Raw genomic sequence first — 14,755 nt, 5'->3', positions numbered from 1 at the left:
TTCCCTATTTTTCAATAAATAGTTAAAATGGAGGTTACCGATGAGTGTTCAGCAGTATAAACGCATTGTATTAAAACTTAGTGGAGAAGCGATGGCAGGCGGACAAGGTTTCGGACTATCTCCTGAAATCATTAAATCTGTAGCAGCCCAAGTAAAAGAAGTCGTTGAACTTGGCGTCGAAGTTGCCGTGGTCGTTGGTGGCGGCAACATCTGGAGAGGTAAGGTCGGTTCGGAAATGGGGATGGACCGAGCGACTGCCGATTATATGGGGATGCTTGCAACGGTCATGAACTCATTGGCATTGCAGGATTCGCTTGAAAAGCAGGAAGTGGAAACACGAGTGCTTTCTTCTATTGAAATGCGCCAGGTCGCAGAGCCTTATATCCGCAGACGTGCAATGCGTCATCTAGAAAAGAAACGGGTCGTAATTTTTGCGGCAGGAACCGGTAACCCTTATTTCTCTACAGATACTACTGCAGCACTTCGTGCGGCTGAAATCGAAGCTGATGTGATTTTGATGGCGAAAAACAATGTTGACGGTGTTTATTCCGCAGATCCAAAAACTGACAGTACTGCCATCAAATACGAAGAATTATCTTATTTGGAAGTGATCCAGCAAGGATTGCAAGTAATGGATTCTACAGCGTCCACACTTTGTATGGACAATGATATTCCACTCGTAGTATTCTCTATTATGGAAAATGGAAATATAAAACGAGCTGTTCAGGGTGAAAAAATCGGAACAGTTGTGAGGAGAGACATATAATGCCGAAATCTGTGATGAATGATACCACTGCAAAAATGACGAACGCAATACAGGCTTACTCACGCGAGCTTTCATCAATTCGCGCCGGCCGAGCAACCCCTTCCATTCTTGATCGGTTGACAGTCGATTATTACGGAGCAGCTACCCCAATCAACCAGGTAGCTGGTGTATCGGTACCGGAAGCTCGCATGATCATGATCCAGCCATACGATAAGTCTGTACTCGGGGATATCGAAAAAGCGATTCTAAAATCCGATATTGGATTGAATCCTTCGAATGATGGTTCGGTTATCCGCCTTGCTGTACCTGCTCTGACTGAGGAACGCCGCAAAGAGCTCGTAAAAGATGTGAAAAAAGAAGCGGAAGTTGCTAAAGTCAACATCCGTAATATCCGACGTGATGCCAACGATGAGTTTAAAAAGCTTCAGAAGAAAAGCGAAATCACAGAAGATGATTTGCGCAGCTATTCCGATGACGTTCAAAAACTTACGGATAACAACATCGCAAAAATTGACGAAATGGCAAAAGATAAAGAAAAAGAGATTATGGAAGTATAAAAACGAACTTCATAAGCTTTCACGCGTCCTGTATAGTATAGCAGGGCGCTTTTTCATGCCGAAAAACACGGCTATGAGAAAGATAGGGCACAACAGTGTTTTTTTTGATATGATAAGGGGTAGACATGCCGATTTGTAATAGGTGGAGGATTAATTATGATAAATAAATTATTAAAACGAAATACGGAAACTGTGATCGGTGATTTAGAGCGCCTGTCGATGGTCCGTGATGGGATTATCCCTTCACATATTGCCATTATTATGGACGGCAATGGCCGGTGGGCAAAAAAACGTTCACTTCCACGTGTAGCAGGACATCACGAGGGAATGAAAACCGTGCGTAAAATCACCCGTTTGGCAAATAGCCTTGACGTTGACGTATTGACTTTATATGCATTTTCCACAGAAAATTGGAAACGGCCAAAAGTGGAAGTGGATTTTTTGATGAGGCTCCCTGAAGAGTTTCTTTCGACATTCCTACCGGAGCTGGTGGCTGAAAATGTCAAAGTTGAAATGATGGGGGATCATACGAATCTTCCTGCACATACATTAAGAGCAATAACCAAAGCGAAGGAAGCCACGAAAGACAACACCGGATTGATTTTAAATTTCGCGTTGAATTATGGCAGCAGAGCGGAAATCGTGGATTCGGTAAAATTGTTGGCAGCTCAAGTGGCAGCTGGAACCTTGGATCCCGAGGAAATCACGGAAGAACATATCAGTTCCGGTTTGATGACCAACTCATTGCCAGAACCGGATCTATTGATACGTACCAGTGGAGAAGTGCGTTTGAGCAATTTCATGCTCTGGCAACTGGCCTATACCGAATTTTGGTTTACTGATACATTGTGGCCGGATTTCAACGAAGATTCTTTGATTGAGGCAATTGACAATTACCAGAAGAGAAATCGCCGTTTTGGAGGGTTGAAAGGGGAAGAAGCACAGTGAAAGAGCGTCTTATAACCGGAGCAATCGCCATGGCATTTTTTATACCATTTGTAGTATTCGGCGGAACTCCCTTTACCATACTTGTTCTGATACTGGGAACCATTGGTTTCCAGGAATTATTAAAAATGAAAGGCCGCACACTTTGGAGTGTTCCCGGCCTTATTTCCCTTTTGGCATTATATGCTTTTATGATGCCGGGTGAATGGACTCTGCAAGTATCTGAATGGACTGGATACACAAAAGTGGAATTCGCTTTTATCGCAGTCATTTTACTGCTTATACATACTGTAATCGTTAAAAACAGCTTTACTTTCGATGATGCGGCCTTTGCCATTCTTGGCACCCTTTATGTCGGAATGGGCTTTCTCTATCTGATCGAAACCCGGGAAGAGAGCCTCGCTTATCTGATTTATGCGTTGTTGGTTGTCTGGTTCACTGATTCAGGCGCTTATTTCACCGGCAGAAAATTCGGCAAGCGTAAACTTTGGCCGGAAATCTCACCAAATAAAACTATCGAAGGATTTATCGGCGGCATCATTTATGCCATCGTGGCAGCTTTGGTGTTCGATTATTTCGTGGACCTGAACAAACCCATTTACATTATCATCATTGTTACAGTCGTCGCATCAGTATTCGGACAGATGGGGGATTTAGTCGAGTCTGCCTTGAAACGGCATTTCAACGTCAAAGACTCGGGGAAACTCCTGCCGGGACACGGCGGGGTTCTTGACCGTTTTGACAGTATCCTTTTCGTTATGCCGCTGCTGCATTTTTTACATTTCATCTAAGGGGGGAATCCTGAATGGGCAAAAAAATCATTTTACTTGGGGCGACGGGATCGATTGGCGTCCAAACAATTGATATCATACGGGAGCATCCCGAACAATTTTCACTTACCGGATTTTCGGCAGGAAGAAATATGGAACTGGCGAGAAAAATCATCAAAGAATTCGAACCGGAAATCGTCTGTGTGCAAAATGAACAGGATGCGGAAGCATTAAGCCGGGAATTTCCGCGGACTGCTTTTGTTTTCGGCGGAAGAGGTTTAATTGAAACAGCAGTCTATGACGCTGATGTGCTTGTCAATGCGGTAATCGGAAGTGTCGGACTGGAGCCGACACTCGAGGCGATTAAATTGGGGCGTACTATTGCAATCGCCAATAAAGAAACGCTTGTCACCGCAGGGCATCTGGTCATGGAAAGCGCAAAGCGTTATGGCGCTGAGATATTGCCGGTGGACAGTGAGCATTCTGCCTTGTTCCAATCCTTGAACGGGGAAAAGCTTGAGCAAGCCACAAAATTGATCCTGACCGCTTCCGGAGGCAGCTTTCGCGATTCGAACAGGGACCAGCTGAAGGACGTTACAGTAAAAGAAGCTTTGGATCATCCGAATTGGTCGATGGGCGCAAAAATCACAATCGATTCAGCAACGATGGTTAATAAAGGCCTGGAAGTCATCGAAGCAAACGTACTTTTTGATTTTGCTTATGATGATATCGAAGTGCTTCTGCACAGGGAAAGCATCATCCACTCAATGGTTGAATTTCAGGATACAAGCGTCATGGCGCAACTAGGTACACCGGATATGCGGGTACCGATCCAATATGCCTTAACTTTTCCTGATCGTCTGCCGCGGCCGAATGCTAAACGTCTGAACCTGGCTGAAATCGGCAAATTGCATTTCCGGGAAATGGATTATGTAAGATTCCGTGCTCTGCAATTGGCGTTTGATGCAGGCCGCACGGGTGGAACGATGACGACTGTCCTGAATGCGGCAAATGAACAGGCCGTTGCGCTGTTTTTGGATGGAAGGATCAAATTCCTTCAAATCGAGGAAATAATCGAACGTGCAATGGATGCACATAACCCAATCCTTTCACCCGATTTGGAAACAATTTTGCATGTCGATTCCGAAACAAGAAAAACAGTTCTGAACATGCTAAAATAACTAAAGATTAAAACCGAAAAGGTTTATAAGGATGGGTTCAAATGGAGACAGTCATATCGTTTATCATAATTTTCGGCGCTTTAGTATTTTTTCATGAGTTAGGCCATTTCATTTTTGCAAAACGTGCCGGTATTCTGGTGCGTGAGTTTGCAATCGGTATGGGTCCGAAAATACTCGGCATTACAAAAGGAGAAACCATCTATACCATTCGGCTGCTGCCGATTGGCGGTTATGTCCGGATGGCCGGAGAAGAAATGGACCGAATCATTCTTCAGGCGGGACACCGTATCGGTGTACTAGTGGATGAAAAGGGTCTTGCCAAGAAAATCATTTTAAATCAAAAAACAATATACCCAGACATCCTGTTTCTTGAAGTTGAAGATGCGGATCTCGAAAAGGAATTATATATCAAAGGTTACGATGAAGAGGATCAACTGGTCCGGCTTGATGTGGCAAGAGATGCAGTGGTGGAAGAAAACGGCAGGGAAACTGTGCTGGCTCCACAGGATCGTCAATTCGACTCAAAGAGCCTCGGCCACCGTTTCATGACAATTTTCGCCGGTCCGTTATTCAATTTCATCCTTGCCTTCTTTATTTTCTCGGCCATCGGTCTTCTGCAGGGAGTTCCGACGAATGAACCCATCATCACAGAAGTGACAGATGACAGCCCGGCTCAGGAAGCGGGTATGGAAGCAGGGGATTTGATTACCCAAGTGGAAGGCAATACGATTACCAGCTGGAACGAACTCGTGGATTCTGTCCAGGATCAAGCTGGAAATCCACTTGATTTCAGCGTCGAGCGCGACGGTGAGACAGTCGAATTCAACATCACACCTGAATTATCCGAGCAGCCTCAAGGAGATGTCGGAGTTATTGGTGTGCTGTACGAGAGTCCTCGCGAGCAGGATTTCTTCGGTTCGTTTGTCTATGGAGCTGAAACGACTGTTTTCTGGTTCAAGGAAATTTTCCGATTGTTGGGAATGCTGGTGACAGGGCAATTTACAATTGATGCATTGTCCGGCCCTGTTGGCATCTACAAAACGACCGAAGAGGTTGCAAAATACGGTATATTTACATTGATGAGCTGGGCTGGGATGCTGAGCATCAACCTGGGAATCATGAATTTACTGCCGCTGCCGGCTCTTGACGGAGGACGTCTCATGTTCTTTGTTCTGGAAGGATTGCGGGGCAAACCCGTTGATCGGCAGAAAGAGGGAATGGTCCATTTTGTCGGCATCATGCTGCTCATGCTGCTCATGATCGTCGTCACGTGGAATGATATCCAGAAGTTCTTTTTCTAATAAATTTTAGGTTAGTTGAACAAAATAATATGGAAATATAAAACGCTTCGGCGCTTTGGACAAGGGCAGAGACTATGCTCCTGCGCAAGCTCGTCGCAAAGGAGGTGCCATCTTCGTTTGGCACATCTTGGCTCCCGCAATAAGCCGAGAAGACCACTCGTCTTTTGCTCCGTCGGCATTCGCCTGCTCCTGAGCCGCGCCGGCGCTGAGAGAATTGCTTAGATATGGAGCAAAACAGCGAAGTGTTGGCCGAAGGTAGTTCGGCCGACGCTTTGCGACGAAGCAGCGCAGCGATGCAGGAGCACATGTTTTGAATTTATTCGATTCAAGCCCCCAGGCAAGCAAGCTGTTTTGCGGAATATCGGTTATGAATAATTTATTCAACTTATATAAGTTATAAGAAATTCAATACCCGTTTTAAAAATTTCAGTCAGTTGAGGTGTATTTGGAATGAAACAATCAGCAACTTTTATCCCTACATTACGTGAAACGCCTGCAGATGCAGAAGTCAGATCGCATCAATTATTGCTCCGGGCAGGTTTTATCCGCCAGAATACAAGCGGCATCTATTCTTTCCTGCCACTTGGCAAGCGCGTTCTTGATAAAGTGGAAAAAATCATCCGCGAGGAAATGGAAAATGCGGACAGTGTGGAAGTATTCCTGCCTGCAATGCAGCAGGCGGAGCTTTGGCAGGAAACTGGCCGCTGGTATTCGTATGGCGAAGAATTGATGAGATTGAAAGACCGCAACGGGCGGGAATTTGCACTCGGTGCCACTCACGAGGAAGTTATCACGGATCTATTGCGCGACGAGATTAAATCCTATAAGAAATTGCCATTGAATCTTTATCAGATTCAATCGAAGTTCCGTGATGAAAAACGTCCGCGTTTCGGATTGCTGCGCGGCCGCGAATTCCTGATGAAGGATGCCTATTCATTCCATGCCACAACCGAAAGCCTCGATGAAACTTACGATGTTATGATGCAGGCTTATAAAAATATCTTCTCGCGCCTCGGCTTGGATTTCCGTATGGTTATTGCTGACTCTGGTGCTATCGGCGGAAAAGATAACCACGAGTTTATGGTCTTATCTGAAATCGGGGAAGACACCATCGCTTATTCTGACAAATCTTCCTATGCGGCCAATATCGAAATGGCACAAGTAAATGTTGATTATAAGATTCCAACAGAAGCAGCTGAAGAACTTGAGAAAGTGGCGACTCCTGACCAGAAAACGATTACTCAGGTTGCAGAATTTCTCGGAACAGATGCAGAACATTGCATTAAGACCCTCATATTTAAAGCAGACGAAGAATTTATCGTCGTTTTATCGCGCGGTGATCACGAAATCAATGACGTCAAAGTCAAACATGCGGCTGATGCCAAACTTGTCGAAATGGCGACACCTGAAGAAGTGAAACAATTGATCGGCTGTGAAATCGGCTCGATCGGACCTGTAGCTTTGCCGGAAGATATCCGGGTCTTCGCTGACAATGCACTCCAAACAATCGTCAACGGAATTGCCGGCGCCAATGAAGAAGGCCAGCATTATAAAAATGTGACACCGGGTCATGACTTCCAAGTGGAAAAATATGCAGACCTGCGTTTCATCAAAGAAGGCGACCCATCTCCGGACGGCGAAGGAACGATCAAATTCGCTGAAGGAATCGAAGTCGGACATATTTTCAAATTGGGTACACGCTACAGTGAGGATATGAAAGCGACCATCTTAAATGATCAGGGACGCGCTGTTCCTTACATCATGGGCTGCTATGGGATAGGAGTTTCCCGCGTGGTTGCTGCCGTAGCTGAACAATTCAATGATGAAAACGGCTTTACATGGCCGCAAGTTGTTGCACCTTACGATATCCACTTGGTACCGATAAGTGTCAAAGATGACGTTCAACGGGAAACTGCAGAAGAAATCTACAAACTGCTTAAGTCGAACGGGTTTGAAGTATTGATCGACGATCGCAACGAACGTGCAGGTGTGAAATTTACAGATGCTGATTTGATCGGGTTGCCGGTCCGCATTACAGTCGGCAAAAAAGCCGCAGAAGGAATTCTGGAAGTTAAAATCCGTAATACCGGAGAGATGTTTGAGTGGAAAAAGGAAGAATTGCTCCAAAATTTACAGCAGATTATTCAAAAATAACCGCCAAAATCTGATATGATGAAAGGAAAGCACAGCATGTGCTTTCCTTTCTTTTTCTTATTTTATGAATAAATAGGTTTTACTAGAGAATAAGGTTGTAAAGGTTGAACTAAAATATTTTATATACGGCTTTGGCGCTTTGGACAAGCCTTTGCTGAGGGTGAGGGAACTCACTAGAGATATGGAGCAAAACAGCTCAGACGCCCAGGGGACCAAGCGAAGTGCTGAGATCCACTCGGACGCAGTCCCGAGTTAGCTCAGCGCAAGCCCCCAGGCAAGCAAGCTATTTTGCGGAATATCGGTTGCAAAAGATTATTAGATTAATTTATATAGAAACAAAAATTATACCCGGGTTCCAACGGTTTATTAAATTAGTGAAGGGGATAGTTATGACAAACCAGCAAGATCCAAAGATGCGTTTAAAGCTACTTCTTCAGCATCTCGATTTGACAGATGATGTACATATGCCTTATTTCGAAGAGGCTGAACTGACACGGATGACTGTCCATAAAAAAGAGCGGACGTGGCGCTTTACCATAAAACTTGAAAAAATCTTGCCCTTAAAACTTTTTCTGTTGCTGAAAGAACGGCTGCATTCGACCTTTTCTCCGATTGCCGCTGTCCAATTGATAATCGTTACAGAAAGCGGCAGTGCCGATCCGGAGCAAATAAATGCCTATTGGCGTTACGCAGTTGATGAATTGGCAGATATGGCTCCTCCGCTGCGCGAACGTTTATTGAACCAGACACCTCAATGGAGCGGCAGTAAACTCTTGCTGAATTGCGGGCACGAACATGAAATGATGGCATTGAAATCGAAATACACCGATAAGCTTGCCGCTGTCTACCAGCAATTCGGGTTTCCTCGTTTCGCCATCGATTTCCAATTGGCGGAAGGCGATCACCAGGCGGCGCATGAAGCATTTATGGAAGAACGCCGGGCTGAAGAAGAAGAGATGGCCAAAAAGGCTTTGAATGATATGAAGAAACGGGAAACCGACAGAAAAGAGAACGGCACCCCTTCCGGACCATTCCAGATGGGCAGCAATATCAAACCGGATGAACCGATCGCTGAAATACGTTCCATCATAGATGAAGAACGCCGAATTACGGTGGAGGGTTATGTTTTTGATGCGGAAGTGCGTGAACTGCGAAGCGGCCGTTCATTGCTCACCGTTAAAATAACGGATTATACGGATTCTATACTTGTGAAAATGTTTTCCCGCGACAACGATGATGCCAATTTGATGAAGAACATCCAAAAAGGCATGTGGCTGAAGGCGCGCGGATCCATACAAACAGACACATTCGTCCGCGACCTCGTCATGATGGCGCAGGATATGGTGGAAATCAAGCCGCAATTGCGTCAGGATACTGCCATTGAAAAACGTGTGGAACTTCATTTGCATACGCCGATGAGCCAAATGGACGCTGTCTCGTCAGTGGACTCGCTCGTGGCTCAGGCCGCGAAATGGGGGCATCCTGCGATAGCCATCACGGACCATGCTGGTGTGCAGTCGTTTCCGGATGCATATGCCGCCAGCAAAAAACACGGCATCAAAGCAATATTCGGCCTTGAAGCCAATCTGGTGGATGACGGGGTGCCGATCGCATTTGAAGAGCGGCACGTTTTGCTGGAAGAGGAAACGTTCGTGGTATTCGATTTAGAGACCACAGGCTTATCTGCCGTTTATGATACGATCATCGAACTCGCAGCCGTCAAGATCAAAGGCGGCCAAATCGTTGATAAATTTGAAAGCTTCGCAAATCCGCATCACCCCTTGTCTGACACGACTACCGATCTGACAGGCATTACGGATGATATGGTCAAAGATGCACCGGAAGTGGAAGAAGTAATCCGCAATTACCACGAATGGGCAGGCGACCACATCATGGTGGCGCACAATGCTTCTTTCGATATGGGCTTTTTGTACGTTGCCTACAAGAAATTCGGCATTGATAAAAAACATGCCACAATTGATACGCTGGAACTTGCCCGTATGCTCCATCCGGAATTAAAAAATCACCGCTTGAACACATTGGCAAAAAAATTCGGCATCGAGTTGACTCAGCACCACCGTGCCATCTATGACACGGAAGCTACTTCTTACTTGCTGACGCATTTACTGAAGGAAGCGGATCAAAAAGGCATATTTTATCATGATGAACTGAATAAATATGTGGGAGCTGGCGATGCATACAAACGCTCACGGCCTACCCATGTGACCCTTTTAGCACAAAATGATGCAGGGCTTAAGAATCTCTTTAAACTGGTGTCTGCATCTCACATCAATTATTTTTACCGTGTGCCGCGAATTCCAAGATCGCTCCTGCAAAAACACCGCGAAGGACTGCTTGTCGGCTCAGGCTGTGACAAAGGTGAGCTTTTCGAAGCGGTCATGCAGAAATCGATGGAAGAAGTGGAACGCATCGCCGAGTTTTACGATTATCTCGAAGTGCACCCGAAAGAAGTCTATGCTCCACTCATTGAACGGGAATTAATTCGCGATGAGTGGAATCTGGAAGACATTATCCGGAAACTGGTGAAAGTCAGCAAAAAGCTTGATAAACCGCTTGTTGCTACCGGAAACGTCCATTATTTGGATGAAAATGATGCGATTTTCCGACAGGTTCTGATTGGTTCACAGGGTGGCGCGAATCCCCTGAACCGTTCGAAACTGCCGAAAGTGCATTTCCGTACAACGGCTGACATGCTGGAAGCCTTTGATTTCCTTGGAGAAGACACAGCAAAACAAATAGTTGTGGAAAACTCCAATAGGATCGCTGATATGATCGACACAGTCAAGCCGATAAAAGATGATCTCTACACGCCGAAAATCGAAGGGGCGGACGAGGAAGTCCGAGAACTCAGCTATAACATGGCGAGACAGATTTACGGCGACGAACTTCCGGAAATTGTGGAAGCGCGCATCGAAAAGGAATTAAAATCGATAATCGGACATGGTTTCGCGGTAATTTATCTTATTTCGCACAAACTTGTTAAAAAATCACTGGATGATGGCTATCTGGTTGGTTCAAGGGGTTCTGTAGGGTCCTCACTTGTGGCTACGTTAACTGAAATTACGGAAGTGAATCCGTTGCCGCCGCATTATATTTGTTCACAATGCCAAAAATCGGAATTCTTTGATGACGGTTCAGTGGGCTCCGGTTTTGACCTGGAAGATAAAAGTTGCCCGGATTGCCATATCCCTTATAAAAAAGAAGGACAGGATATTCCGTTTGAAACTTTCCTGGGCTTTAAAGGAGATAAAGTACCCGATATCGATTTGAACTTCAGTGGTGAGTACCAGGCGAAAGCCCATAATTACACGAAGGAACTTTTCGGTGAAGATAATGTATTCCGCGCCGGCACAATCGGTACTGTGGCTGAGAAAACAGCCTACGGATATGTGCGCGGTTATGCGAATGACCGCGAAATGACGATCCGTGGTGCGGAAATCGATCGTCTGGTTCAAGGATGCACAGGCGTTAAGCGCAGCACCGGACAGCATCCCGGCGGAATAATCGTCGTGCCGGATTACATGGACATCTATGATTTTTCACCGATTCAATTTCCCGCTGATGCACAGGACTCGGAATGGAAGACGACGCATTTTGATTTCCATTCGATCCACGATAATTTATTGAAACTCGATATTCTGGGACACGATGATCCGACGGTGATCCGCATGCTTCAGGATTTATCCGGAATCGATCCGAAGACGATTCCGACCGATGATCCCGAAGTGATGAAGATTTTTTCCGGCACTGAATCTCTGGGTGTGACGGAAGAACAAATCGGCTGTAAAACAGCAACTTACGGCATTCCGGAGTTTGGCACACGTTTTGTGCGCCAGATGCTGGAAGAAACGAAGCCGACAACTTTCTCAGAATTGGTTCAGATATCAGGACTGTCCCACGGAACCGATGTGTGGCTGAGCAATGCCCAGGAACTGATCAAAAATGGAACTTGCCAGCTGTCTGACGTAATCGGCTGCCGGGATGATATTATGGTGTACCTGATTTATCAGGGGCTTGAATCATCGATGGCATTTAAGATTATGGAAGCGGTCCGTAAAGGTAAAGGGTTGACCCCTGAGTTCGAAGCAGCTATGAAAGAAGAAGGCGTGCCGAACTGGTATATCGAATCGTGCAAAAAGATCAAATACATGTTCCCCAAAGCGCACGCCGCAGCTTATGTATTGATGGCGGTGCGGATCGCTTATTTCAAAGTGCACTTCCCGATACTTTATTACGCAGCATACTTTACCGTGCGCGCAGAAGATTTTGATGTCAACGCGATGGCAAAAGGATCTCACGCCATCCGTTCGAAAATTTCAGAAATCAATGCGAAAGGGCTCGAGGCTTCAACCAAAGAGAAGAACTTGCTGACGGTCATGGAATTGTCTCTTGAAATGACGGAACGCGGTTTTTCATTTCAGAAAGTCGATCTTTATAAGTCGGAAGCGGACGAGTTCATCATTGACGGTACTACACTGATTCCGCCGTTCAATGCCATACCGGGACTCGGCACAAATGCCGCCAAGTCAATCGTTGCGGCCAGAAAACAAGGAGACTTCCTGTCTAAAGAAGATCTTCAACAGCGTGGACGCGTTTCGAAAACGATCATCGAATACATGGATGACCATGGCTGTCTGGAAGGAATGCCTGAAGCCAACCAGTTGTCGCTGTTCTAGTCAGTTGCACTGCTATGCCAACCGTGGTATTATTGAAGTAACATTTACTGATAGCTCTGTCGCAGAAGAGTGGGTTCTCCCGCTCTTTTCTGTTTGTAATGGCAAAAAAATGGCGGGAGGCATGTATGAGCAAAATTACAGAACAAATCGAAAAAATCGCACAGCCCATCACAGATGAGCTGAACCTGGAACTGGTGGATGTGGAATTCCTTAAAGAAGGACGCAGCTGGTTTTTGCGTGTCTATGTAGACAATCCGGAAGCACCAATTGATATTGAACAATGTGCAACAGTCAGTGAACGGCTGAGCGAGATCCTGGATGAACTTGATCCGATCGAGCAGAATTATTTCCTTGAAGTCTCTTCACCCGGGGCAGAACGCCCGCTGAAGAAAGCAAAAGATTTTGATAACGCTATCGGTAAATTTATTTACATCAAAACCTATGAACCGATTTTGGATGCCAAGGAGTTTGAAGGGCATCTGCAGTCGTATAACGAAGAAGAAGTGCAAATCGAAGTTAAAATCAAAACCCGCAGAAAAACGATCGTGATACCGAGACAGAAAATAGCTGTAATCCGGCTTGCAATTGATTTTTCAGCTAAACCTGATCGATGAACCTAGGAGTGAATAAAAATGAGCAGTGAGTTATTAAATGCTTTAGAGGCATTGGAGAAACAAAAAGGAATTTCGCGTGATGTCTTGATTGAAGCGATCGAAGCGGCATTGGTGACGGCGTATAAGCGCAATTTCAACCAGGCGCAAAATGTGCGTGTCGATTTGAATCTGGATACAGGAACAATGCTTGTCTATTCGAGAAAAGATGTTGTGGAAGAAGTTGAAGACGAGCGTCTGCAGATTTCTTTGGAAGATGCCACAACGATCAACCCGGCTTATGAAATCGGGGATGTAGTGGAAGAAGAAGTGACTCCGCGTAATTTCGGCCGCATCGCAGCACAGACTGCCAAGCAAGTCGTTACACAGCGTGTGCGCGAAGCAGAACGTGGTCTTGTATTTGAAGAGTTCGTCGATCGTGCCGATGATATTGTAAACGGAATTGTCGAGCGTATGGATGCACGGAATCTATATGTCGGCCTTGGCAAAGTGGAAGCGGTTTTGCCGCAGACTGAGCAAATGCCGAACGAATCCTACCAGCCGCACGAACGTATCAAGGTCTATATTACAAAAGTCGAGCGCACAACGCGCGGCCCACAGGTTTTCGTGTCAAGAACACATCCGGGCCTTCTGCGCCGTTTGTTCGAAACGGAAGTTCCTGAAATCTATGATGGTATCGTTGAGATCAAATCGATAGCCCGCGAAGCAGGCGATCGTTCGAAGATTTCTGTAATGGCCCATCGTGAAGATATCGATCCGGTCGGCTCATGTGTTGGCTCCAAAGGAGCGCGTGTTCAAACCATCGTCAATGAACTCAGTGGGGAAAAGATTGACATCGTCGAATGGTCGGAAGAGCCGGTAACATTTGTGGCAAATGCCCTCAGTCCCTCAAAAGTTCTTGATGTCCAAGTGAACGAAGAGGAAAAATCGACAACTGTCGTGGTTCCTGATTATCAATTGTCACTGGCCATCGGTAAACGTGGCCAAAACGCCCGTCTGGCAGCCAAATTGACAGGTTGGAAAATTGATATCAAGAGTGAAACCGATGCACGCGAGATGGGCATTTACCCAAATCCTGATGCGGACATCGAATTGACTGATTCCGGTGAAGAAGCGGATGACTTCGATTTTTACGACGAAAAAGAATAAGAAAGATAAGGTGATGTCCGTTGGCTCTGCAAAAAAAAATTCCACTCAGGAAGTGTGTAGCTACAGGCGAGATGCATCCTAAAAAAGAAATGATCCGCATTGTCCGGTCAAAAGAAGGCGAAGTAAGTGTCGATCTTACCGGCAAAAAATCCGGGCGCGGAGCCTATGTTTCCAAATCGGAGGCGGCGATAGCAGCTGCCAAAAAGAAAAAGGTGCTCGACAAGCAATTGGAAGTAAAGGTACCTGAGGAAATATACGAGGAATTGCTTCGTGTCGTATTAAGAGAGCAGTTGAAGTAAAATGGACACAAAACAACAAATTCTTCAGATTCTGGGTCTTGCCACAAGAGCGAGAATGACGATTACTGGAGAAGGAATGACTATTAACGAAGTGCGTAGTGGCAATGCAAAACTTGTTTTGGTTGCCGAAGATGCTTCAGAAAATACCAGCAAAAAACTGCATGATAAATGCAGCTATTATAAAGTCGACATTGAAACTTTCGGAACTCGTTTCGAAATTGGACATGCAGTCGGCAAAGAAGAGCGCGTAGTTATGGCGATTACTGATAAAGGATTCGCCAAAAAACTAAAGAGCTTGTTCGATGAAAATAACCGGGGGTGAGCA

At 45.6% G+C, this 14,755-nt stretch carries 12 protein-coding genes; all 12 read left to right on the top strand.

Annotation, left to right across the window (positions count from 1 at the left end; all coding sequences use genetic code 11):
* Positions 1 to 40: 40 nt before the first annotated feature.
* The 12 genes from pyrH to ACFQ1X_RS05925 all read left to right on the top strand — a co-directional run bounded on the left by pyrH (position 41) and on the right by ACFQ1X_RS05925 (position 14,752).
* Positions 41 to 766, top strand: coding sequence for a UMP kinase (gene pyrH / locus ACFQ1X_RS05980; protein ID WP_144837315.1), 726 nt, complete (start codon positions 41 to 43; stop codon positions 764 to 766).
* A complete protein-coding gene (frr, locus tag ACFQ1X_RS05975) occupies positions 766 to 1,323 on the top strand; it encodes a ribosome recycling factor (protein WP_144837312.1) in 558 nt (185 codons plus the stop codon). Before pyrH ends, frr begins: the two co-directional genes overlap by 1 nt.
* Before the next feature lie 156 nt (positions 1,324 to 1,479).
* On the top strand, positions 1,480 to 2,271 hold the full coding sequence (locus ACFQ1X_RS05970; RefSeq protein WP_144837309.1) for an isoprenyl transferase: 792 nt from the start codon (positions 1,480 to 1,482) through the stop codon (positions 2,269 to 2,271).
* Positions 2,268 to 3,059 (top strand): phosphatidate cytidylyltransferase, encoded by a 792-nt coding sequence (locus ACFQ1X_RS05965; RefSeq protein WP_144837306.1) that lies wholly within the window; start codon positions 2,268 to 2,270, stop codon positions 3,057 to 3,059. The genes ACFQ1X_RS05970 and ACFQ1X_RS05965 overlap by 4 nt, the downstream gene beginning before the upstream one ends.
* Positions 3,060 to 3,073: 14 nt before the next feature.
* On the top strand, positions 3,074 to 4,219 hold the full coding sequence (dxr, locus tag ACFQ1X_RS05960; protein WP_144837303.1) for a 1-deoxy-D-xylulose-5-phosphate reductoisomerase: 1,146 nt from the start codon (positions 3,074 to 3,076) through the stop codon (positions 4,217 to 4,219).
* 41 nt (positions 4,220 to 4,260) lie between these two features.
* Positions 4,261 to 5,520: an RIP metalloprotease RseP gene (rseP, locus tag ACFQ1X_RS05955; RefSeq protein WP_144837300.1), complete on the top strand. Its 1,260-nt coding sequence runs from the start codon at positions 4,261 to 4,263 to the stop codon at positions 5,518 to 5,520.
* Positions 5,521 to 5,970: 450 nt separating this feature from the next.
* Positions 5,971 to 7,674: a proline--tRNA ligase gene (locus ACFQ1X_RS05950; RefSeq protein ID WP_144837297.1), complete on the top strand. Its 1,704-nt coding sequence runs from the start codon at positions 5,971 to 5,973 to the stop codon at positions 7,672 to 7,674.
* A gap of 389 nt (positions 7,675 to 8,063) precedes the next feature.
* On the top strand, positions 8,064 to 12,371 hold the full coding sequence (locus tag ACFQ1X_RS05945) for a PolC-type DNA polymerase III (protein ID WP_144837295.1): 4,308 nt from the start codon (positions 8,064 to 8,066) through the stop codon (positions 12,369 to 12,371).
* Between the two features lie 125 nt (positions 12,372 to 12,496).
* Positions 12,497 to 12,985 (top strand): ribosome maturation factor RimP, encoded by a 489-nt coding sequence (gene rimP / locus ACFQ1X_RS05940; RefSeq protein ID WP_144837292.1) that lies wholly within the window; start codon positions 12,497 to 12,499, stop codon positions 12,983 to 12,985.
* Between the two features lie 18 nt (positions 12,986 to 13,003).
* Entirely contained in the window at positions 13,004 to 14,131 is a 1,128-nt protein-coding gene (nusA, locus tag ACFQ1X_RS05935; RefSeq protein ID WP_144837289.1) for a transcription termination factor NusA, read from the top strand.
* A 20-nt stretch (positions 14,132 to 14,151) separates the two neighbouring features.
* Positions 14,152 to 14,430: an RNase P modulator RnpM gene (gene rnpM / locus ACFQ1X_RS05930; RefSeq protein WP_144837286.1), complete on the top strand. Its 279-nt coding sequence runs from the start codon at positions 14,152 to 14,154 to the stop codon at positions 14,428 to 14,430.
* Between the two features lies 1 nt (position 14,431).
* A complete protein-coding gene (locus tag ACFQ1X_RS05925; protein ID WP_144837283.1) occupies positions 14,432 to 14,752 on the top strand; it encodes a YlxQ family RNA-binding protein in 321 nt (106 codons plus the stop codon).
* The last annotated feature ends 3 nt before the right edge of the window (positions 14,753 to 14,755 follow it).

The sequence above is a fragment of the Metaplanococcus flavidus genome (assembly GCF_042675885.1).
In the GTDB taxonomy this organism is placed as follows: Bacteria; Bacillota; Bacilli; order Bacillales_A; family Planococcaceae; genus Planococcus; species Planococcus flavidus.
The sequence above is the reverse complement of the archived record's forward strand: the minus strand, read 5'-3'. Positions and strand labels throughout refer to the sequence as shown.